Genomic DNA, 21,640 nt, shown 5'->3' with positions numbered 1-21,640 from the left:
CGTTCCCGGGGCCCCGCCCCGCCGATTCTTTCGGCGGGGCGGGGCCTTTGGCATGGGCGGGGATATGCCTATTCCGGCAGTCGGCGGTTGCCGTGAAGCGTGATGGAATTGCACTCACCTGGTGGGGGTGGCGATGGATTACCGCGCCACATTCTGGTTATCCACAAGGGCGAAATCCGGGGTGGTGAGCCGGGTCGCGGATCCACTAGCGTCGGCTCCCGTACGTATCCGCACCGCAACCGGGAGTTGATCGTGTCCCCCCGCGCCCTTCCTGCTACCGCGATGGCGGCCGCCGCCGCCCTGAGCCTGCTGCTGACCGCCTGCGGCGACGACGACGGCGACGCCTCGTCGGACGACAAGATCCAGGGCGCAGACAAGGCGAAGGACTCGCCGTCGCCGAGCCCTTCGGAGCCCGAGACACCGGGCAGACCGGAGATCAAGCTGCCGGATGACCTGGAGCTGATCTTCGACTGGCCGAGCACCGGCGATGACACGAAGGACGCCGTTCTCCAGGACGCAGAGCTCCGCATTCGCGCTGTGGATCTGGCTCTCGTGGAACAGGACCCGGTGCATGAGGCATACCGGTTCTTCTCCGGAGGGGAAGTCGCGGCGGACACCGAGACCTACATCCAGGCGTATGTGGACGAGAAGGCCCGCACTACGGGAAGAACCCGTTTCTACGACGCACAGATCACGATGGACGAACCCGGGGTTGCCGACCTCATCTACTGCGAAGACCAGACCAAGTCGTTCGACATGTACCTGGAGCCCGAGAAGGTGAACAGAACCGAGCCGTCGAACGATGACTACATCGTTCATCAGGCGCGCTTGAGGGAGAACGATGCGGGCGTGTGGGTCACCGAGCAGAACATCGCGAGCAAGGGGGCCGAGCAATGCCTGCCCTGAGCCGCTTCCACCGGGTGACCGCCTTAGTGGCCGTCAGCTTACTGGCTGTCTCGTCGCCCGCATGGGCCGGCGAGACGATCGGTGGAGGAACCGATGCTGCACAGCCTCCCCCGGACACCCACGGTGGCGCCGATGGGCAGATGCTGGACGCCGGAGCCTCCGGGATCGTGGTCGACGAGTCGGCGAACGGGGGCGGGGAAGGTGGCGGGTCGGGGGGTTCCGGTGGGGCGTTGGACCCCGTGGGGGACTGGTCGCCGCCGCCGTGCTGGTACGCACCGAAGTACACGCCGAAGCAGCTGAAGAAGGAGCGGGAGCACACCTGGTCGCTGGGCTCCACCGGCAGCGAGTTCGACAACATGCAGCGGGACAAGTACGTAGCAGGCGGGGACACGCCGGGCACGTACGAGAACTTCAACATGGCCAAGACCGGCGAGGGCTACTTCTGGGACGGCTACGTGCCGGAAGGCGGCGAGGGCGTCCCGGGGGCGATGGAGTGCGATGCCGGGCCGTTCTGGGTGGACACGGGCGACCCGCCGCCGGCGGAGTACGAGAACGCGGTGACACCGCGGATCCTCGCGGAGATCGCGTACGACCGTATCCGGGTGCCGGACACCGAGATCAACCTCAAGCCCGACGCCCAGAACGCGCAGAAGGTGAACCTCCCGACCTGGGCCTGGCTGGACGACGCCACCTTCGCGCCCGTCTCGGTCACCGCCGAGGTGCCGGTCCTGGGCTTATGGGCCAGGACCACGGCCACCCCGGTTTCGCTCACCCTCGACCCCGGCACCGACGACGCCGAACTGCACCCCTCCTCGGGCACCTGCCCCATCAACGACGACGGCTCCGTCGGCACCCCGTACACGGCGGAACTGGCGGAGGAGACCCCGCCCTGCGGGCTGACCTACCTGCGCGCGACGCCCGACGGTGCGACCTACCCGTTCCGCGCAACGATCCGGTGGGAGATCAGCTGGGAGGGCTCCGGCGACACCGGCGGTGACCTGCCGGACGGCGACTTCGGCACGACCACCGAGCTGGAGGTCGACGAGATCCAGTCGGTCGTCCGCTGATGACACGGAGGTAGGAAACGGTGGCGAATCGTCCGACTGACTGGCACGTGCTGGATCTAGACGAGGACCCCACCCCGGGTGATCCGGAGCGGGTACGGCAGCTTGCCCGGGAGTTGCACGACTTCGCCGACGACGTGGCGGACGCGCTGCGCCAGATCAAGGGCATGGCCGGCGAGGACGCGATCCTGCGCTGGGCAGGGAAGACCGCGAAGGCGTTCCAGGACGAGTTCGACGAAGTTCCCAAGAACCTGAAGAAGCTGCAGCGCTCGTACGATATGGCGGGCGACGCCCTTGCCGCCTACTGGCCCAAGCTCGAACGTGCCCAGTCGTTGGCCGACAAGGCGTTAGCGCGGGGCCGGGAGGCCCGCAACGACCTGACGGCCGCCAGCGGCCGTCTGGACTCGGCGAACTCGTGGGTGGAGCGGGCGACGGAGAAGGCGGAGAAGTACGACGAGGCGGAGGGCAAGGAGAAGCCCGACGACTCGGAGGTACGCGCCGCGGCCCGCAACGCCACCGACGCGAAGTCCGCCCAGTCGTCCGCGCAGCGGGCGGTCGACAACGCCGAGGGCGGCCTGGAGGCGGCGAAGAAGATGGCCGCGGACGCGAAGAAGATGCGCGAGGACGCGGCGTCGGAGGCGAAGGACAAGCTGGAGGACGCCTCCGACGCGGGGATCCAGAACCGCAAGTGGTGGGAGAAGGCGGTCGACTGGGTCAAGGACAACTGGGACACCATCGTCAACGTCTGCAAGGTCATCGTCGCCGTCCTCGGCATCGTCGTGATGATCATCGGCGGCCCTCTCGCACTGGTCGTCCTCGCCGCAGCCCTCGTTGTCCTCGCCGACACCCTCTACAAGTACATGAACGGCGAGGCGTCGCTCTGGGACGTCGCTTTCGCCGCCCTCGACTGCATCCCTGGCATGAAGGGCCTCACCACCCTCGGCGGCCTGGCGAAGTTGGCCAAGGGCGGCATGAAGGCCATGAAGGGCCTCAAGGCCATGAAGGCCGGATTGCTGGGCCTGGCCAAACGCGGCCGTACGATGATCGACGACGCCGTGCAGGGTGCCACGACCCGGCTGAAGAACATTGTCTCGAAGTTCACTGACCCCGTGGACCTGGCCACTGGACAGATGTACCTGCCGCAGACCGACGTCGAACTCCCCGGCCTGCTCCCGCTGGCGTTCACCCGCCGCCTGGGGTCGACCTACCGCTGCGGTTGGTGGTTCGGCCCCACCTGGGCGTCCACGATCGACCAACGCCTCGAAATCGACGACCAAGGCGTGGTGTTCGTCACCGAAGATGGCCGACTCCTGGCCTACCCGCACCCCGCCAGAACCGACGTCGAGGTACAGCCCGACCAGGGCCCGCGCTGGCCGCTCACGCGGCTGGAGACCGGCGGTTTCGCGATCACCGACACCGTCACCGGCCACACGCGCTGCTTCACCTCACCCGACGCCCACGGCCTAGCAGCCATCGAGCAGATATCCGACCGCAACGGCCACACCATCACCTTCGCCTACGACGACGAGGGCACCCCCACCGACATCCGCCACTCCGGTGGCTACCACCTCAAGTTCAGCACCAATACCGGCCGCGACCGCATCACCGCCCTCAGCCTGGCGAACGCCGCCGACGACGGCACCGACGTCGTCGTCAAACGATTCAGCTACGACACCGACGGCAACCTGGCCCAGGACATCAACTCCTCCGGTCTGCCCTTGGCCTTCACTTACGACCACCGCTTGCGCGTCACGTCCTGGACCGACCGCAACGGCCACCGCTACGACTACACCTACGACGCCCAGGACCGCTGCACGGCCGAAGGCGGTGAAGCCGGCCACCTCGCCCTCACCCTCGACTACGACGGCACCGATCCCGCCTGGCCCGACCACACCATCACCACCCTCACTACAGCCGACGGCACCACCCGCTTCGTCATCAACGACAACTGCCAGATCGTCGCCGAGATCGATCCCCTCGGCCACGTCACCCGCACCGAATACGACGAACACCACAACCTCATCGCCGAGTCCAACCCTCTCGGCCACAGCACTGCCTACGAGTACGGTGCCGCAGGCCGGCCGGAGCGCGTGACTTGGCCGGACGGCGCCAGTGCGCGTTTCGTGTACGACGAACTCGAACTGCTCACCCGTGCTGAGCTGCCCGGCGGTGTCGAGTGGCGCTGGGAGTACGACGAGCGGGGCAACTGTCTTACTTCCGTCGATCCGACGGGCTGGGCCACGCGCTACACATACGACCAGAACGGGCTTCTCACCTCCGTCACGGAGCCGGACGGCACGACCACGGACGTGCGCTGCACCCCGGCCGGACTGCCTGCCCAGCTGACCGACCCGCTCGGCCGCACCACCCGCTACCGGTACGACGCGTTCGGCCGCATCCACGCCCAGACAGACCCGCTGGGCGCCACCACCCGGGTCTGGTGGTCTGTGGAGGGCGAGCTGCTGTGCTGGTCCGCCCCCGAGGGCTCGGAGTACACCTGGGCCTACGACGGCGAGGGCAACTGCGTCCGGCACACCGACGCTTCCGGCGCTACCAGCCGCTACACGTACACCCACTTCGACCTGCTGGCGACAAGGACAGGGCCGGACGGGGCGGAGCACACGTACGAGTACGACACCCAGCGGCGGGTGACCTCCGTGACGAACCCGCTCGGGCAGACGTGGACGTATACCTACGACCCCGCGGGTAGGCTGGTAGAGGAGACCGACTTCGACGGCCGGCGCATGGCCTACTCCTACGACGCCACGGGGGCTCTCGTACGGAGAGAGAACGCCGTCGGACAGAGGGTGGAGTTCGAGTACGACGCCCTGCGCCAGCTCACCGCCAAACGCTCCGCGGGCGCCGTGAGCACCTACGAGTACGGTCCGGCCGGAGAGCTGGTCCGCGCCGCGGGCGCGGGCGGGCGGGTCGAATGGGAGCGCGATGCTCTCGACCGGATCGTTACGGAGACGGTCGACGGCCGGACGACGACCTTCGCCTATGATGCCGCCGGTCGGCCCGTCCGCCGTACCACACCCGCCGGGCACGACAGCCGCTACCACTACGACCCGGCCGGAAACCTGACCTCGCTCACCATGGTTACCGGGCCCGCCCTCGCCGTCACCCACGATCCGCTCGGCCAGGTGCTCTCCCGGACGCTGGGTTCCCTCACGCTGGAGCAGACGTGGGACCCGGCCGGCCGGCTGAACGGCCGGCAGATCCTCGCCCACGGCCGGACGACGCGCGCCCGCAGCTACTACTACCGCCCCGGCGGCGCCCTCACCGCTGTGGAGGACCGAGCGCACGGCCGGACGGACTACGAGCTGGACGCCTCCGAGCGCGTCACGGCTGTCCACGGCCCCGGCTGGCAGGAGACGTACGCCTACGACGCGCTGGGCAACCAGGTAGCCGCCACGTGGCCTGAGCGGCACGCCGACGCGGTGGCCACGGGAGAGCGCACATACGCCCCCGCCCTGGTCACCGCGGGCGGCACCCGCTACGAGTACGACCGGGTGGGGCGGGTCACCGCGCGCGTCAGAAAGCGGCTGTCGCGCAAACCGGACGTCTGGCGCTACGAATGGGACGCCGAGGACCGGCTCACCGCGGTCACCACGCCGGACGGCACCCTCTGGCGTTACCTCTACGATCCGCTGGGGCGCCGTACCGCCAAGCTCCGCATGGCGGCCGACGGGACGACAGCCGTCGAGGAGACCCGCTTCACATGGCACGAAACCACCCTCATCGAGCAGACCACCCTAGGCCCGGAGCTGCCCCACCCGGTCACCCTCACCTGGGAATACGACGGCGGGACCCCGGTCATACAGGCGGAGCGGCTCACCGACCCGGCCGCGCAGGAGGTTGTCGACTCCCGGTTCTTCGCCATCGTCACCGACCTGGTGGGAACGCCCACCGAACTCGTGGACGAGCAGGGGGCCGTCGCCTGGCACAGCCGTAGCACCCTGTGGGGCCGCACCGCGTGGGCCGCCGACAGCACCGCCCACACACCGCTGCGCTTCCCCGGCCAGTACGACGATCCCGAGTCCGGCCTGCACTACAACGTCCTGCGTTACTACGACCCCGGCATCGCCCGCTACCTCACCCCCGACCCGCTCGGCCTGGCTCCGGGCCCCAACCCCGCCGCATACGTCGACAACCCCCACGTGTGGACGGACCCGCTGGGCCTGGCGCCATACGGCAAGCCGGTGCGGATGACGCTGAACAAGCTTCAGCTCAAGGGGCCGGAGTACAAGCTGACAGACGTGGAGCGGGACTTCGTCAAGAAGTTGCTGGAACGCCGGGGCAACCTCCAGGTGTACCGGACCGATCAGAAGGCCGGCATGGGCGACTTCGCCATCGTGGACATGTCCGACGCGACCAAGAAGGTGGGCTGGATCGTGGATCACAAGATGGGCGGCGGAGCCCTCCCGGGCCACCAGTTGCGCAACGCCGCCCAAGCCGCCGCGGACCTGGGGCTGGCCAAATTCGACCTGGCGGCAGGAGACACAGCCAAGCTGCTGGAAGTCCTCAGCAAGCCGCGTAGGGCATGGTAGAGACATGATCGTCATTCCGCGGGTGCTCGGAGCCCTGCTCGACGAGGCCGACGAGCTCCACCAGCGCGAGCTGGCCTTGGACTTCGCCGAGCACACCCTGGAAATCTACGCCGGCCGGCTCGCACCGCCCGTCCGGGACACGTGCGCCGAACTCCTCGCGGCGGCACGCGAGGCGGTCGACCTGGACCGGGCACACGAGCGGCTGGCGGACGCGTACCACAAATTCTACGCGGTGCGCACAACCCCCACCGGCGGCGGTGTGAGCGACGACGCGAGTTCGGTGGCGCACATGGCTCTGGGCTGCAGCGCCCAACGTCTGATGGAGGCAGCCGACCTCATCGTCCGCATGGGGTCGTCGCCACCAAGTTGCAAGGACGTGGCCCGCTCGGCCCAGACCGCCGTCGGCCGGCGGCGGGCCGAAGACGCCGATGACCCTGCCGGCGAGTCCTCCCGCGCCCGCAGCGGCCGGTGGGAGGAAGCCCGCTGGCAACTCACCCGAGTCATCGAAACCACCCCCGACCCGAACACCTCCCGGCCGAGCCGTCACGGCAGAGGCTGACCCGGGGCGGTGGTCTGCGCCGCGACCGTCGGCTTCGACGCCCCCGGCAGAGACCCGGCAGCCAAGGGTGGGTGCAGGATCACCGGGAGGGAGGAGGTGCGAGTGGTATGACGGCTTTCGATGATCTCTCGCCGTACTCGTACCTTCCCGGGAGCGTCCCGCCGGACGTCTCCGTGCTCAACGTGGGCTGGCTGGACGCGGGTCGGGGCTACCCGGTGGGGAGTGCGCCCGTGGGGTTTCTGGAGAGGCTCGGGACTCTCTGCGCCGACCACGCCGAGGCGAGAACGCGCGGGTGGCACTTGTGCCAGTTGCCGCACCCGGACGGGCCGCCTCCCTGTCCGGTCACCATCGAGGCGGGTGGGCGGTCCGTAGCGCTCGGGGGAGCCGAGGTCCGGGTGCGCGGTACCAGCGGCGTCCGGCTGGCGGCGCCCGACTTGATCCACCACTACGTCGAAGCACACCGCTACCTGCCGCCGGAAGCGTTCGTCGACGGAGTGATGGGGGATCGCCGTCCGGGAGCGGTTCGCTAGGTTGGCCGCGTGCTTGAAGGGGTGCTGGTTGCGGAGAGCCTTCGGGTGGGGGCCGAGGTGGCGGGGGTTCCGCTCCGGGTCACCAGGATCACGCGGGTGAAAGCGGGTGACACGGCTGCGGGGCAGCCGCGGCACTGGACGCTGCTGGACTTCACCGCCGACGCGGCCGACGCCGGGCTGCTCGCCGAGCGGCTGGCCGCCTCCCTTGCTCCGGTGGGGGGCTGGTACGTCAACTACAACACCGCCGCCGAGGCGTTCGTGGTCTTTGCGGGCGTGGTCTTCCGCTATCCGCGCCAGCAGGACGAGGGCCGTATGCGGGCTCTGGAGTACGCGCGTGCCATCGGGGTCCCCGAGGCGCAGCTGGACTGGCGGGACTGACCCGGCGGCGCGGAAAAGGGTTTGAGCGGGATGGTGGCGGGGCGCTACGGTCTGGGGCGGACCGTGAAGTCGGCTGCTGGAGGTGAGTCCCGTGAACGCAACAACCCATGGGTGCTCCCCCAACCCGTCACGGTCCGGCGGCTGACCTTCGGTGTCGCCCGGAGCGCCTGAGATCGAGGCACTCCTGGGAGGGAGACTCCGATGGATACGAAACCTTTCCTGGCCGGCCCGAGCGAGAACGCGGTGACGATCGCCCGCGTCGCGGACCGGCAATGGCATGCACCGGACGACGACGTGGTCGTCGCGCTGGGGGCGCTGTACCGGGCCGGGGCGGACGCCGCCCGGGCCGGGGTCCACGCGTCCAACCGGCCCGCCACCGCCCTCTTCGAGGGCGTCGGGGCCCGGCCGGTGGGCAGCAACCTGGAGCTGGTCCGATGACCAAGGACAAGAACGTCATCGAGGCCGAGGGCAGGGTCGTCGAGTGCCTGCGCAGCGCCATGTTCACCGTGGAGCTGGAGAACGGCCACCGGGTGCTCGCGCACATCAGCGGGAAGATGCGCAAGCACTACATCAGGATCAACCTGGAGGACCGGGTGCTGGTGGAGCTGCCGCCGTACGACCTGGCGCGCGGCCGGATCGTCTTCCGGTACCGGAACTAGCGACGGCCGGGGCCCGGTCACGGTCTGGCCGTGACCGGGCCCCGGCTACGGTGGCCGGGTGGAGCCGGTCGGGGAGTTGCGTCAGCCGCGGTCCGTCGAGGAGGCGGTGGCGGAGCAGCGGCGGCTGCGGGGTCTCGTCCGGGTCGAGGGGGCGTTCGACGTGTCGCGGTGGCGGACGGCGGCCGGGGTCGACGTGGCGTACGACGACGAGGCCGGGGTGTGCGCGGCGGCGGTGGCCGTGCTGGATGTGGGGAGTCTGGACGTCGTCGATTCGGTGACCGCCGTGTCGCGGATCGCGTTCCCGTACGTGTCCGGGCTGCTGGCGTTCCGGGAGATTCCCGCGGTCGTGGCCGCGCTGCGGCAACTGGACCGTGCGCCGGACGTGTTCGTGTGCGACGGGTACGGGATCGCCCATCCCCGCCGCGTGGGCCTGGCGAGTCACCTGGGGGTGCTGACGGGTGTTCCGTCGTTCGGGGTGGCGAAGAACCCGCTGTACTTCCGGTGTGACGCGCCGGGCGAGGAGCGGGGTTCGTCGGCGCCCCTGATGGACGGTGCGGAGGCGGTGGGGCGTGCGCTTCGTACGCAGACGGGGGTGAAGCCGGTGTACGTGTCCGCCGGTCACCTGGTCGGGGCGGAGGGCGCGTGCGCGGTCACGCTCGGGCTGGCGCGGCGGTACCGGCTGCCGGAGACGACGCGGGTCGCGGACAGGCTGTGCCGCCGGGTGCTGCGCGGAGTCGGCCCGTAGCGTACGCGCGTGACGCGTCGGCGTCCGTCCGTCGCCGTCTTCGCCGCCCCGGACCCGGCCTCCGGCCGCCGGTGGGGCGTGGGCGGCCGGAGGGGACACCCGGCGGCGGTGTCGTCGGTCAGCTGCGGTCGTACAGCGCGAACTCCTCCCAGCCGCCGGGGCGGTCGGAGCGGGCGCGCAGCACGTACCGCAGGGAGCCGGTGTAGTTGTTCTCCATGGTGACGAACCGGCCGTTCAGCTCGGAGCGGAAGGCCCAGCGGTCGAGGTCCTCGTTGTACCAGAGCGAGAAGCGCTCCCAGGCGCCGGCGGTGGTGGAGCGGGCGCGCAGCACGTTCGCGGCCTTGCCGGTGAAGTTGCGCTCCACCGCCACGAATCGGTTGTTGGCCTTGGACTTCAGCGCGTAGGTCTCGGTGTCCTCGTCCCAGATCAGGTCGAAGGTCTCCCAGCCGCCGGGGCGGTCGGAGCGGGCGCGCAGCACGCCGGTGTGCGGGGCGGCGTAGTTGACCTCGGCGGTCGTGAAGCGGCCGTTGGTCACCGACTGGATCGCGATGGTGTCCTGCGCGTCCGCCGCGGCGGTACGCGCCGGCGCCCCGCCGAGCGCGCCGGCCGCCTCCGTACCCTGTACCTCCTGCCACCCGTCGGGCGCCGCCGCCGGCGACGAGCCGGGCTGCGCCGCGGCCGTCTCCAGCGCGGAGAGTCCGAGCGCGGTGCAGAGGCTGGCCAGTGCTACAAGCGTGCGTCTCACGTTGTCCTGTCCTTCATGTCGGTGGATGCCTCGCGGCCCGCCGGGACACCGGGCGCGCCGGCAGTTGTCGCGGAACGGCGGCGGCCGTCCGCCGCACGGCAGCGGCGGACACCAGGACACGGAGATCCCACCCTCAGAGCCTGCGGGCACCGACGTCGTGCCCGACTGCCCCGCCCTTCCCCCGAGGCGCACTTTTGCACCCCTGTACGAATTTCGGATGAGAACTGGCAATCGAGGCGCAACGTTCCCGTTTCGTTCACCCGGGATTCGCGCGAGCGGCGCCTTCGCTTCCGGAACCGGGAGCGGCCGGGGGCTGTGGGGCGCGCGGAGGCGCAGCGGCCCGGCTGAAGCTCGCGCGGTAGGCGGTGGGTGTGAGGCCGACCTGGGCGGACATGTGCTTCCGCAGCGAATCCGCACTTCCGAGCCCGCTCTTCGCGGCCACCTGGTCCATCGGCAGCCCGGTCGTCTCCAGCAGTTCCTTCGCCCGCTGGACGCGCCGGTGCAGCAGCCACTGCAGCGGACTCACCCCCGTCTCGGTGCGGAAGCGGCGCGTCAGCGTCCGCACGCTGGTCCGTGCGTGCCGGGCCAGGTCCGTGAGCGTCAGCGGGCGATCGAGGTGTTCGAGCGCCCACGCGCGCGTGGAGGCCAGTGAGGTGCCGCGCTCCGGCGGCAGCGGCGTCTCGATGAACTGCGACTGCCCGCCCGGCCGCACGGGCGGCACGACCGCACGCCGCGCGGCCGTGTGGGCGACCGAGGCGCCGTAGTCGACGCCGATCAGGTGCAGGCACAGGTCGATGGCGGCGGCGGCCCCCGCCGAGGTGAAGATGCCGCCGTCCTCGACGAAGAGGAGGTCGGGCTGTACGTCGACGGACGGGAAGCGGGCGGCGAGGTCGCCGGCCAGTCCCCAGTGGGTCGTGGCGCGGCGCCCGTCGAGCAGGCCGGCCTGGGCGAGGACGAACGCCCCCGTGCACAGGGACGCGATCCGTACGCCGCGGGCCGCCGCCTTCCGCAGCGCGTCCAGCACCTCCGCCGGGGCCTCCTCGCCGCCGCTGCCGACGGCGAGCACGGTGTCCGCGCCGTCCAGCCCCTCCAGCCCGTACGGGACGACGATGTCGGGCCCGCCGACGGTCCCCATCGGCCCGGGCCGTACCGCACACACGCGCACCTCGTACTGAGGAACGCTCCCGAACACCATGAGCGGGATCGACACGTCGAAGCTCAGCACCGGCTGGACGGTGACCGCGGCGATGCGGTGCATGGCCTCCATGGCCTGAACCTCCGGACACTTGGCATTCCGGCCACTATCGTACGAGGCCGCGCGGCGGCACCGTCGTCCGCATGACAACTCATGTGATCGTGGGGCGCGGAGCCACCGCGTCGAAGACCGCCCTGCTGCTGGCCGCGGACGGCGAGCGGGTACGGATGCTCAGCCGGACCGGCGGCGGCCCCGACCACCCCCTCGTCGAGCGGATCGCCGCCGACGCGACCGACACCGACCGGCTCACCGCAGTGACGGAGGGTGCGGACACGCTCTTCACCACCGCCGCCCCGCCGTACCACCTGTGGCCCGAGCAGTTCCCGGTCCTGTCGGCGTCCCTGCTGCGCGCGGTGCGGCGGACGGGCGCCGCGTACGTGATGCTCGGCAACCACTACGCCTACGGCCCGGTGGCCGGTCCCCTGACCCCGGACCTCCCGCTCGCCGCGACCGGTCCCAAGGGCCGGGCACGGGCGCGGGTCTGGGAGGAGGCCGCGGCCTCCGGGGTGCGGGTGACGGAGGTACGGGCGGGGCAGTTCTACGGCGCCGGCGCCGTCTCGGTGTTCAGCCTCATGGTGCAGGGCCAGGTGAGGGCGGGCCGGCCGGTCCTCGTACCGCAACCCCTCGACGTACCGCACAGCTACTCGGCGATCACCGACACGGCCCGCACGCTGATCGCGGCGAGCCGGGAGGAGGCCGCGTACGGCCGCGCCTGGCACGCGCCGACCTCGACGCTGCCGGTACGGGAACTGGCCGCGCGGTTCGCCACCCTGGCCGGGGCGCCCGAGCCGCGGATGGAGGAGCTGAGCGAACGCGACATCGCGCTGCTGTCGCTCACGGAGCCGTTCTGGGCGGAGATGCACGAGGTTCTGGTCAAGCCCGGGCACCCGTTCGTCGTCGACTGGTCGGAGACGGAGAAGGTCCTCGGGGTGACCGCTACGGCGGTGGACGAGGTGCTGGGGGAGGTGGTGTAACCGGGAGAGCCCCGCCGGCACCGTCACGTGGTCCGCCGCTACGACGCCTGGGCCCGGCCTGCCGCAGTACCGGCCGGGCCCTGGCGGGGGCGGGAGGCGGGCGCCACAGGAGGGCGCCGTGCCGGCGTCAGACGAGGTCGACGGCCTGGCCGGAGAGCTCGTCCTCACTGATCGACTCGGCGGGAGTCTCCGCCCGGTACGGCTCGTCGAAGTCGCTGAACGTCCAGATGCCACCGCCGCGTTCGACGACCTTAAGGAGGTACGGAGGGCCTTCCGCCGCGATGTGCACCTCGACCGTGTCCGGGCCGCCCGAGAAGATGAGCTTGGTGGTCTCCTGCCCGTTCACGGCCCCGTCCTGTTTCTCCATGTCCTTGAGGTTCTTCGGGGCGAGGAGCTTCTCCTCCAGGATGGTCCGTTGAGCCTTCGGATCACAGACGTCCTCGCGGAGGAGGTCGGTCGCGAGCGGATTGCTGCGCTTCACCCAGCGATCGGCCCTCTCCTCGATCTGCTCCGGTGTGACATCCGCTCCCTGGCGGCGAGTCCACCGGAACGCTTCCTCGTTGCCTCGCGTGTAGCGGCCCGAGTCGTTCAGCAGGAGGTCGATGCTGCGCCGGCCGTCGCTCACATGCATGTGGCACTGAGGCTCGCCGTCGACCACGGAACGGCGCATCACGGTCGACCCGTCCGTCAGCGTCCGGTGGGTCGACGTCACGCTGTCCACCTCGTCAAAGGTGGTGGCCAGAGCGTCATCGACCAGCATCTCCTCGGAGGGGGTGCGGCTCCCGCAGGCGCTCAGGGCGAGGACTAAGGCGGCGGCGAGCAGGGGACCGGTGGTTCTGTGGCGGGATCGACGTATTTCGCCGGGGAACGCAGGCATAACCCCTCCGGGGGTGGAAGTTGGTGGACGCCCAATCTTGCACCATGAAGTCGCACTCACCGCCGGGGGGAGGGGACCGCGGCAGGGTGTGTGACGGCGCCCTGTTCCCGGCGCCGGGGCGGGGAGGGGAGCGGGGCGCTGTGCCTGGCCGCCGTGGGTGCCCGACCCGCTGCGAAAGTGATTGCCCCGCGCGGGGCTCGCCGCGCATCCTGCGCAGATGCGCTTCTCCGTCAACATCCCCAACTTCGGTGACTTCGCCGACCCCCGCAACGTCGCCACGCTCGCGGCCGCCGCCGAAGAGGCCGGCTGGGACGGGCTCTTCGTCTGGGACCACGTCCTGCACCGGCGGCACCAGGGGCGGCCCTTCGGCGATCCCTGGATGCTGCTGACCGCCGCCGCGCTCGCGACCTCCCGGATCCGGCTCGGCCCCCTGCTCACCCCCGTCCCCCGCTACCGCCCGCAGCAACTCGCCCGGCAGGTGGCCACCCTCGACGCGCTCAGCGGCGGGCGGGTGACCTTCGGCGCGGGCCTCGGCGGCCCCGTCGAGGACGAGTACCGCAGCTTCGGCGACCACGCCGAACCGCGCGTGCTGGGCGAGCGGCTGGATGAAGGGCTGGACCTGCTGCGGCGCTTCTGGTCCGGCGAGCCGGTCGACCACCGCGGGCGCCACTACGAGGTACGGGACGCCGCCCTGCTGCCCGCCACCGTGCAGCAGCCCCGGCCACCGGTGTGGATCGGCGGGTTCTGGCCGCGCCGCCCGCCGATGCGGCGGGCGGCGCGGTGGGACGGGGCGGTGCCGTTGTTCGAGTCGGCGAGGCACGGCCACGTGCCGGAGCCGGCCGAGGTGCGGGAACTCGTCGCGTACGTACGTGAGCACCGGGCGGCGGCCGGGGCGGACCAGCCCTTCGAGTTCGTACTCGGCGGTGCCACGCCCCCGGACGCGGCCAAGGCGCGGGACGTGATCGGCCCGCTGCACCACGCGGGCGCGACGTGGTGGGACGAGCGGCAGATCCAGTCGGGCCCGGACCTGGACCACCTGGCGCCGGTGCGCCGCCGGGTGGAGGCGGGCCCGCCGACGGTGGGGTAGCGGGCGGGGGGGGCGCGGGGGCGCCGGGGGCGCGGCTGCGGCGCCGGGGGCGCGGCCGGCGCGGCGGCGGTGCCGGGGGGCGGGGGCGCTGCGGGTGCGGCGTCGCGGCGGCGCGGCGGGCGCGGCTGTGGCGGGCGCAGGGGGGCGCTGCCGGCGCGGTGGCGCGGCGGCGGTGCGAAGCCCGCTTCGCGGCGACGGCGTGGGGCGCGGGAGGCGTGGGAGGCGGTCGCGGGGGCACGCGGGGCGCTGCGGGCGGCGCGGCGGCGCGGCGACGGCGTGGGGCGCCGGAGGTGCGGCGCGCGGAAGGCGTAGGGCGCTGGAGGTGCGGGGTGCCGGAGGCGGGCGCGGGGCACGAGGCGCCGGAGGCGCGGGGGCGGGGGAGCGGGGTGCTGGGTCGGGCGCGCGGGTGCTCGGGAGCGTCGCTGGTACCCCAGATCCGCCCAGCCCTCACATCCCCGCACTCCCACCCCAGGGTATGCGCCCGCACTGACAGCGCGGGGTTGCAGCCGTACGGGGCCGGGGCGTCTCCCGCCGGGGGGCTGGGTCGGGGATTGCCGGGGGCGGTGGGTGGAGCGGTGGCGGGGTGGGCCGGGCAGCGCCGGGGTGGGTGGTCGTGCGTGCACGGCCTCGGCGACGGGGGTCTGCGTCGGGGGCGGCCGGGGGCGGTGGGTGCCCGGTGCCGGGGGAGGGGGCGGTGTCGGGGTGGGCGGTCGTGTGTGCGGGCCTGCGTCGGGTGGGGCCTGTGTCGGGGACGGGCAGGTCCGCGGACGGCCCGGCGTCGGGGGCAGGGGCGGTATCGGGGTGGGCGCGCGTACGGGTGGGTGTTGCGGCGTCGGGGGTGTGGAGCATTTGTCCCCCGGGGCCCGGCTGCCCGGCGTGTCAGGAGTACGGGCGTCGGGCCTGATCGGCGATTGGCACGGAGCTGGCGAGCGATCGGCCCTCGTATCGCGTCCGCGCCGCTGCCCGGGGGCCGCACCTTGCCCTGCGGCGCCCGCTCGCGCCGCTCTCCGGGGTCCGCACGGGGCCCGGTGCGGCCAGGGCCCGCCGGGGTGCACGTCGCCGGGCGAAACCCGACCCCCGTGGGTGATTTAGACAGGTTTGGCGGATGGGTTACCGCGGGTTCGTCACCGCCGCGTGCGTGCCGAGCGTCCGCGCGCACGTGAGTGGTCAAAACTCGGCCTCGGTGGGCGATTCGGGCCGGTTTGGCGGGTGGGTTACCGCGGGTTCGTCACCGCCGCGTGCGTGCCGAGCGTCCGCGCGCACGTGAGTGGTCAAAACCCGGCCTCGGTGGGCGATTCGGGCCGGTTTGATGGGTGGGTTACCGCGAGTTCGTCACCGCCACGTGCGCAACGAGCTCCCGCACGCACGTAGCTGGTCAAAACTCGGCCCTGGCGGGCGATTTGCCCGGGTTCGGGGAGGGGGTTACCGCAGGTTGTGACACGCGGCGCGTCCCCTTCCGGGGGCGGCGAGCAGCCGCAGGCGCATCGCCGCCGGTCGGCAGCGCCAGTGGGGCGCCCTGCGGTGCGGAAGCGATACGAGGGCCGATAGCCGCCCAGCTCCGCCATATCGCCGGCGAAGCCCGACGCCCGCACTCCTGACACGCCGGGCAGCGGGGCCCCGGGGGACAAATGCTCCAACACCCCGACGCCGCGGCCCCCACGTTCGCCCGCCCGCCCCGACGCTGCCGCCTCCGCCGGCACCGCCCCACCCGCCGTCCTTGCCCACCCCGTCGCTGCCGCGTCCACCCCGGCACCGGGTCACCCATCGCCCCCGGCCACCCCGTCGCTGCCCCGCCCACCCGACACCGGCCCACCCTCGCCCCCGGCCGCCCCTGACGCTGCCGCGTCCACCCCGGCACCGGGTTCACCACCGCACTCGGCCACCCCGTCGCCGCCCTGCCCACCCCGACACCGGTCCACCCGCCGCCCTCGCCCAGCGCGACGCTGCCGCGTCCACCCCGGCACCGGGTTCACCACCGCTCTCGCCCACCCCCGACGCCGCCCCGACACCCGGCCACCCACCGTCCCCGCCCGCCCCCGACGCCAGACCCCCCGTCGACCGCGAACCCTCCGGGCGGCGGCCACCACCCCGTCGCCGCCCCGCCGCCCCGCCGCACCCGCCGCCACCCCCACCACGCACCCTCGATCCCGGCTGCACCCCCCGCCGCCCCGCAACCGGCGGCGCTGCGCAGGGGCGCGTGAGAGCATCCACGGTCATGGACCACGAGGAACCGCTGCCGCCGCCGTCGCTGGCCGAACGGCTCGTCGAACAGGGGCCGCTGGACCCGGACGAGGTCATACACCTCGGGGTCGCGCTGGTCGGCGAGCTGGAGGCCGTACGCGAAGAAGGAGCGCCGGCCTACGGGATGCTCTATCCCGCCAGCGTCGTGCTGGACGAGGACGGGCCCTGGCTCGTGGACCCCGAGACCGTCGGCCCGCTGCCCGCCGCCTACCGGGCGCCGGAGCTCGGCGACGACGGGGCGGCGACCCGGGCCGGTGACGCCTTCGCGCTGGGCGCGGTGCTGGTGGCGGCCGCCGGCGGGAGTGGATACGAAGCGGACACGCCGCTCATGACCGCACACCGCATCGCGCACGACGAGCCCGATCTCGACCCCCTCACCGGTGACATCCGCCCCCTCGTTGCCGCCTGCCTGGCCCCCGAGCCGGAACTGCGGCCCACCGCGGCGGAGATGCTGGAGTGGCTGGCGGCCCTCCTCGGCCACGAGCTCGACGTCGAGGACGACCCGGCCGACAGCGAGGGCCCGGAGCCCACCCTGTCGGCCCGCGACCACATGAACGCCCTCACCGCCGGCCCCGACGGCCTCGCGCTCGGAGTCGAGGGCGACACGACCGAGTTCGACTGGGCGGAGCTGGACTCGGTGACGGTCGCCCCGCACTTCCGGTGGCGCGCCCTCGACGTGGTGGCGGCGACCGCCGATGGCTCGACCGAGCCGTGCACGGTGCACGCCGGGACCGAGGCGGAGCTGGCGCGGTGGGCCTTCCAGCTCCACCGCATCCTGCGCCGCTACGCCCCTCACGCCCGCTAACCGCTCCCCCCCCCACGCCCGCGCGAGTTCCGCCCGGTGCGCCCCGTACGGACGCCGGCGTCGTAGGCGGTGTGCGGACGCCTCGATGTCAGTGGCGTCGGCGATGCTGGGCAGCCCAAGCCGCCGAGGCGGGAGACCTCAGATGCCGATCCGTGTTGCCAGCCGTCGCCGTACGGCGGCGTCGCTCGCCGCCGCGTTCCCGGGCGCGGAGTTCGTCGACGTGACCTCCAGGACCGCCGAGCCGTGGGTCCGGCTGAGCCCCTTCTATCCGCACGGCGGCATCCCCGTTCCGTACGACGCGGGCGTGACCAGCGAGTCCGTGGAGGGCATCTGGCAGGCGCTCAAGGTCTTCCAGGACGTCGACGTCGACCCGGCCAGGCTCGGGATCACCGCGATGAAGGGCCTGAAGCGAACGGTACGTCGGTACGGTCCCGTCCGGGGCCACCGCACCGGTCTGCACGGCGACCGGCTGCTGCCCTACGAGAGCGCCCGGCGCCGCATATACCTGCCTGCCTACCGGTGGGTCCTCGAACACCGCGTCGCCGACCTGGTCGAGCGGATACGTGACAAGAGCGATGTCGTGCTCCTGGACTACACCACCAACGGCGACGTCGCGGATCCCACCAGCCCGCTCTCCCACGCGGCGCTCATCCAGCGGTACGCAGAGGGCCGCTGGCCGCGGGAAGCCGACGCGGAGACCGCGTGACGGGGTGCCCGCGACGCCCGCCGTGGGACGTGTCCCGGGAGGCCCCCGGCGGCGAAGGTACGCCGCCTCTGGCGCTGACCGAAAAGCGCCGGTCGCGATCGACCGCGGGCCCGTGCCGCGGGCGTCGGGGGCGCCGTGGCCGCACCCGCCAGGGTGCCGTCCAGCCGATGCCGCCGGGACCGTGACGTCGGGAGGAGGCAGGCACGGCCGACCCCGGATGTTTCCGGGACCGTCATCGTGGTCATCCGCCCGGCCTGATCGACGAATGATATGTTCATGATTCGATCGACTGGATTGAGCCATGAGTATTTTCGGGGGATGCAATGCGCCATGCAGTTTCGAGCCGGATTGTGACGGGAGCCGCCGCGAGCGTACTGGCGGTGCTGCTCTCCGCCGGGTGCTCGGTCAGCTTCGGAAGCTCGTCGGACAGCATGAGTAAAGAGGACGTCGCGGAGAAGGCGTCGGAAGCTCTGGCGAAGGAAGTCGGCCGCGAGCCCGACGATGTCACCTGCGAAGACGACCTCAAGGCCGAGGTGGGTGCGACCGTACGCTGCGAACTGACCGACGGCGGCACCAAGATCGGCGTGACGGTCACCGCGGAGTCGGTCGACGGCGACACGATCCACATGGACGTCCAAGCGGACGACGCCCCCAAGACGGACTCCTCCGCACCCCCCGCCGAGGACGGCTCCGCGTCCCCGAGTGCCGGAGGCGCGTCGGAGTCGGTGCCGAGCACCGAGGTCGAACGCCAGGGCAGGAGTGCCCTGGCGGCGCAGGTCGGCCGGGAGCCCGACAGCTTCGACTGCACCGAGGACCTGCCGGCTCGGGTGAACGCCACCATCCGCTGCGTACTCGGCGCGGAAAGCCAGCAGTGGGGCGTGACGGTCACCGCGACCTCGGTCACCGGAGACACGGTCCAGATGGACTTCAAGGTCGACTCGACGCCCATGAGCTGACCTGCACCACGCGCGGCGAGGCCCGCCACGGCGTATCACCCGTCCGCGGCGGGCCTCTTGCGGCCCGGCCGGCCCGGCCCAGGGCCTGCCGTCGCCTTCAGCGGGTCCTGGCGCGGCGGGCCCGGCTGACGACGGCGCGGTACGCCACGCCGGGTGGACACAGTCACAGGGCGTCCAGGATCTCCGCCGCCACGTCCGTTTCGTCTATCGACGTCTCGGGCGTGCTCACCCGGTACGGCTTGTCGAACCCGCCGAACTCCCAGAGCACGCCACCGTACTCGACTATCTTCAGCAGGTACGGTCGGCCTTCGGCCGCGACCTGCACCTCCAGCCTGCTCGGTCCCCCCGTGAAGGTGAGCTTGGTGGTCGGCCGGCCGTTCAGGCTCGCGGCTTCCTTCTTGCCGTGCCTGAGGTTCTTCGGGGTCAGGAGCTGCTCCTCCAACTGGGCACGCTGAGCCTCCGGGCGGCACAGCTCCTCGCGCATGATCTCGGCCTTGTACGCGTCGCGCTTCACCCATCGGCCGGCCATCGCCGTGATCTGCTCCGGCAACACTTGTCCCTGCCGCAGCGCAGTCTCTCGTATCGCTTCTTCTGTGATGCGGGTGTAGATCCCTGAGTCGTTCACCAGGAAATCTATGGAGCTGTCGTCGCCCTTACTTATGCGCATGTGGCACTCGGGGGTGCCGTCGACGACGGCGCTGCGCACGACCACCGTCCCCTTCGTCAGCGCGTCCTTCGTGGACGTCAGCGACGTCGTCGTGTCGAACGTCGTCTCCAGCGCCCTGTTGACGAGCACGACTGGCCTGGTGTCCTGCGCCTCGTTCTTCTTCGCGTCCTCATCCGCTCTCTCGGCGGTGTCCCGGCTCCCGCAGCCGGCCATCGCGATCGATAACGCGACCGCGACGACGCAGCCGCCGGTTCTCCGGCCGGATCTGCGGAGGTGATCTGCGAACACCCTCATCACCACTCCTGTGACTGGAAGTTGGGGGGCCGCCCCATCTTCCACCATGAGGTTGCGCCCGCTGCCCCGGGTGTCCCGGCCGGGGCAGCGGGCGCGGTTGCCGGCTCGTGCGGGCTGCCGATCTGCGGGCGCCGTCGTGCCCCGGATACCCCGCGACCAGTGCATTCGCCTTGTATCAGGTGAGGTGCGGGTGCCTGACGCCCGAGGGCGGCAGCGCCGGGCGGAGCTGATCGAGGCCGGCGCTTCGCTTCTGGCCCAGCAGGGCTGGAGCGGAGTCACCCACTGTGCGGTGGCTGCACGCGCCAAGGCGAACGCCGGCCTCGTGCACTACTACTTCAAAGGAACGACCGGCCTGCGGCAGGCTGTGGCCGAACACGCGAGCCGCGCGTCGATCGGCGCGCTGCTCGACGACGTGCTGGCGGACAATCCTCATCGCCAAGCTCGTCCTGGGCTCCGTCCGCGCGGAACCGTACGGCGCCGGGCGCCCCGGATGGCGGGTGGTGCGGTCACAGCAGGTGGTCGGCCTTGCCGGCCTTGATGTCGCGGATGAGGGTCCGGAGGGCTTCGACGGAGTCGGTGATGCGGTGCTCCTCGCTGCCTGCGACGGCGATGTGGGCGTTGCCCTCGGCGTCCGTGCCTATGCGGAAGCACGCATTGCCTTCGCCGCAGAACGGGTCTTCCCAGTCGATGGTGGGTGGCATGTCTTCTTCTCTCTAGAGGTGGCGTGCGATCTCGTGGATGAGGTTCCGGGATTCGTCCGGGGGCAGGGCCGCGTCCTCCTGCCGGTCCAGTTGTGCTCTGTACTTCGCGAGTTGCCCGTCCGCGTGCAGGAAGTCTGGTCCGTGTGAGTTGTCGATCTGCACGGTGTCGAGCTGGGGTACCGGTCCTTCGGCGTAGAGGATGTTCTGGCCGGCGCCGGGGAAGGAGCCTTGGTCGAACGGGATCACCCGGATGGTGACTCTCTCCCGGTTGGACATGTCGAGAAGATGCCCCAACTGTGCGCGTGCCACCACCCGACCGCCGAACTGCATGCGCAGGGCCGCTTCGTGTACCACTGCGACATAGTCAGGCGGATTGGCGCTGAAGAGCACCTGCTGGCGCTTGGCGCGGAGTGCGAGCCGGAGGCCGACCTGGTCTTCGGGCAGGGGCGGCATGACCTCGCGGAAGACGGCAAGGGCGTGATCGGAAGTCTGTAGCAGGCCGGGGACGTGCACGGTCGTTCCGATCCGCATCCGCTTGGCGTGCGCCTCAAGCTCCGCGATGTCCAGCAGCCCGTGGGGGAGGCTCCCGCGGTACCGTTCCCACCAGCCCTTCTCGCCCGGCTCGGCCATCGCCACCAGAGCCTCGACGTACTTCTCGTCGGTGCAGTGGCAGTTGCAGGCCAGAGTGCGCAACCGCTCGGGTGTGATGGTGCGCTGACCGAACTCCATGTTGGAGATTTTGCCGCTGTCCACTCCCAGCAGTCCCGCTGCGTACGTGGCAGACATGCCCGCGGAGGTGCGGATCTTGCGCACCTCGCTGCCCAAGCGCTTCTGCCGCTCAGTCGGCGTGTTCCTGGCAGCCAAATCCATTCCTCCAAGCCGGGGCAGAATTTTTCACGAGGCTAGCAATTCTGCCCCGTACTCGTCTACTCTTGGTGATG

General features: G+C 71.6%; 22 protein-coding genes. 15 read left to right on the top strand and 7 right to left on the bottom strand.

The genetic code is table 11. The annotated features are described in order from the left end of the window. Positions 1 to 252: 252 nt before the first annotated feature. From ACHZ99_RS09720 to ACHZ99_RS09680, 9 genes are all read left to right on the top strand, one after another. Positions 253 to 906, top strand: a complete 654-nt coding sequence (locus ACHZ99_RS09720; protein WP_420304056.1) for a hypothetical protein — start codon at positions 253 to 255, stop codon at positions 904 to 906. Then, complete coding sequence (locus ACHZ99_RS09715) at positions 894 to 1,973, top strand: hypothetical protein (protein ID WP_420304055.1); 1,080 nt, start codon at positions 894 to 896, stop codon at positions 1,971 to 1,973. The genes ACHZ99_RS09720 and ACHZ99_RS09715 overlap by 13 nt, the downstream gene beginning before the upstream one ends. A gap of 47 nt (positions 1,974 to 2,020) precedes the next feature. Beyond that, the gene (locus ACHZ99_RS09710; RefSeq protein ID WP_420304054.1) at positions 2,021 to 6,520 is read left to right on the top strand and encodes a DUF6531 domain-containing protein; all 4,500 of its coding nucleotides are present in this window, start codon (positions 2,021 to 2,023) and stop codon (positions 6,518 to 6,520) included. 4 nt (positions 6,521 to 6,524) lie between these two features. Further along, complete coding sequence (locus ACHZ99_RS09705) at positions 6,525 to 7,079, top strand: hypothetical protein (RefSeq protein WP_420304053.1); 555 nt, start codon at positions 6,525 to 6,527, stop codon at positions 7,077 to 7,079. A gap of 107 nt (positions 7,080 to 7,186) precedes the next feature. Next, positions 7,187 to 7,609 (top strand): hypothetical protein, encoded by a 423-nt coding sequence (locus tag ACHZ99_RS09700; RefSeq protein WP_420304052.1) that lies wholly within the window; start codon positions 7,187 to 7,189, stop codon positions 7,607 to 7,609. Positions 7,610 to 7,705: 96 nt separating this feature from the next. After that, positions 7,706 to 7,987, top strand: a complete 282-nt coding sequence (locus ACHZ99_RS09695; RefSeq protein WP_420304051.1) for a hypothetical protein — start codon at positions 7,706 to 7,708, stop codon at positions 7,985 to 7,987. Positions 7,988 to 8,188: 201 nt separating this feature from the next. Next, positions 8,189 to 8,425 carry a hypothetical protein gene (locus ACHZ99_RS09690; protein ID WP_420304050.1) on the top strand — a complete coding sequence of 79 codons (237 nt, stop codon included), beginning with the start codon at positions 8,189 to 8,191 and terminating at the stop codon, positions 8,423 to 8,425. Further along, entirely contained in the window at positions 8,422 to 8,646 is a 225-nt protein-coding gene (infA, locus tag ACHZ99_RS09685; protein ID WP_018834859.1) for a translation initiation factor IF-1, read from the top strand. Before ACHZ99_RS09690 ends, infA begins: the two co-directional genes overlap by 4 nt. A gap of 58 nt (positions 8,647 to 8,704) precedes the next feature. Next, entirely contained in the window at positions 8,705 to 9,391 is a 687-nt protein-coding gene (locus ACHZ99_RS09680; protein WP_420304049.1) for an endonuclease V, read from the top strand. A 118-nt stretch (positions 9,392 to 9,509) separates the two neighbouring features. On the opposite strand, the gene ACHZ99_RS09675 is transcribed toward ACHZ99_RS09680, so the two are convergent. After that, positions 9,510 to 10,136 (bottom strand): fascin domain-containing protein, encoded by a 627-nt coding sequence (locus tag ACHZ99_RS09675; RefSeq protein ID WP_420304048.1) that lies wholly within the window; start codon positions 10,134 to 10,136, stop codon positions 9,510 to 9,512. Between the two features lie 256 nt (positions 10,137 to 10,392). After that, entirely contained in the window at positions 10,393 to 11,394 is a 1,002-nt protein-coding gene (locus ACHZ99_RS09670) for a GlxA family transcriptional regulator (protein ID WP_420304667.1), read from the bottom strand. A gap of 80 nt (positions 11,395 to 11,474) precedes the next feature. Between ACHZ99_RS09670 and ACHZ99_RS09665 the strand changes: the two genes are divergently transcribed. Next, the gene (locus ACHZ99_RS09665) at positions 11,475 to 12,365 is read left to right on the top strand and encodes an NAD-dependent epimerase/dehydratase family protein (RefSeq protein ID WP_420304047.1); all 891 of its coding nucleotides are present in this window, start codon (positions 11,475 to 11,477) and stop codon (positions 12,363 to 12,365) included. Between the two features lie 127 nt (positions 12,366 to 12,492). On the opposite strand, the gene ACHZ99_RS09660 is transcribed toward ACHZ99_RS09665, so the two are convergent. Beyond that, on the bottom strand, positions 12,493 to 13,125 hold the full coding sequence (locus ACHZ99_RS09660) for a hypothetical protein (RefSeq protein ID WP_420304046.1): 633 nt from the start codon (positions 13,123 to 13,125) through the stop codon (positions 12,493 to 12,495). Between the two features lie 334 nt (positions 13,126 to 13,459). Here ACHZ99_RS09660 and ACHZ99_RS09655 point away from each other — a divergent pair, with 334 nt between their 5' ends. From ACHZ99_RS09655 to ACHZ99_RS09645, 3 genes are all read left to right on the top strand, one after another. Further along, a complete protein-coding gene (locus tag ACHZ99_RS09655; RefSeq protein ID WP_420304045.1) occupies positions 13,460 to 14,329 on the top strand; it encodes an LLM class flavin-dependent oxidoreductase in 870 nt (289 codons plus the stop codon). A 2,215-nt stretch (positions 14,330 to 16,544) separates the two neighbouring features. Continuing rightward, on the top strand, positions 16,545 to 17,375 hold the full coding sequence (locus tag ACHZ99_RS09650; protein ID WP_420304044.1) for a hypothetical protein: 831 nt from the start codon (positions 16,545 to 16,547) through the stop codon (positions 17,373 to 17,375). A 142-nt stretch (positions 17,376 to 17,517) separates the two neighbouring features. Further along, on the top strand, positions 17,518 to 18,081 hold the full coding sequence (locus ACHZ99_RS09645) for a DUF6939 family protein (protein WP_420304043.1): 564 nt from the start codon (positions 17,518 to 17,520) through the stop codon (positions 18,079 to 18,081). Between the two features lie 274 nt (positions 18,082 to 18,355). Here the strand turns inward: ACHZ99_RS09645 and ACHZ99_RS09640 are convergent, their stop codons facing one another. Beyond that, positions 18,356 to 18,514, bottom strand: a complete 159-nt coding sequence (locus ACHZ99_RS09640) for a hypothetical protein (RefSeq protein WP_420304042.1) — start codon at positions 18,512 to 18,514, stop codon at positions 18,356 to 18,358. On the opposite strand from ACHZ99_RS09640, the gene ACHZ99_RS09635 reads away from it, so the two are divergent. Next, a complete protein-coding gene (locus ACHZ99_RS09635; protein WP_420304041.1) occupies positions 18,513 to 19,037 on the top strand; it encodes a DUF4333 domain-containing protein in 525 nt (174 codons plus the stop codon). The genes ACHZ99_RS09640 and ACHZ99_RS09635 overlap by 2 nt on opposite strands. Positions 19,038 to 19,200: 163 nt before the next feature. Here ACHZ99_RS09635 and ACHZ99_RS09630 read toward each other — a convergent pair whose 3' ends face one another. Beyond that, entirely contained in the window at positions 19,201 to 19,998 is a 798-nt protein-coding gene (locus tag ACHZ99_RS09630; RefSeq protein ID WP_420304040.1) for a hypothetical protein, read from the bottom strand. A gap of 46 nt (positions 19,999 to 20,044) precedes the next feature. Between ACHZ99_RS09630 and ACHZ99_RS09625 the strand changes: the two genes are divergently transcribed. Then, the gene (locus ACHZ99_RS09625) at positions 20,045 to 20,536 is read left to right on the top strand and encodes a TetR family transcriptional regulator (RefSeq protein WP_420304039.1); all 492 of its coding nucleotides are present in this window, start codon (positions 20,045 to 20,047) and stop codon (positions 20,534 to 20,536) included. Here the strand turns inward: ACHZ99_RS09625 and ACHZ99_RS09620 are convergent. Continuing rightward, positions 20,505 to 20,699 carry a hypothetical protein gene (locus ACHZ99_RS09620; RefSeq protein WP_420304038.1) on the bottom strand — a complete coding sequence of 65 codons (195 nt, stop codon included), beginning with the start codon at positions 20,697 to 20,699 and terminating at the stop codon, positions 20,505 to 20,507. The two genes, ACHZ99_RS09625 and ACHZ99_RS09620, sit on opposite strands and share 32 nt — an antisense overlap. Before the next feature lie 12 nt (positions 20,700 to 20,711). Beyond that, positions 20,712 to 21,563: a helix-turn-helix domain-containing protein gene (locus ACHZ99_RS09615; RefSeq protein ID WP_420304037.1), complete on the bottom strand. Its 852-nt coding sequence runs from the start codon at positions 21,561 to 21,563 to the stop codon at positions 20,712 to 20,714. Between the last annotated feature and the right edge of the window lie 77 nt (positions 21,564 to 21,640).

It is taken from the genome of Streptomyces sp. MAR4 CNX-425 (genome assembly GCF_048656465.1).
Lineage (GTDB): Bacteria > Actinomycetota > Actinomycetes > Streptomycetales > Streptomycetaceae > Streptomyces.
This window is presented reverse-complemented; position numbering and strand designations above follow the sequence as displayed.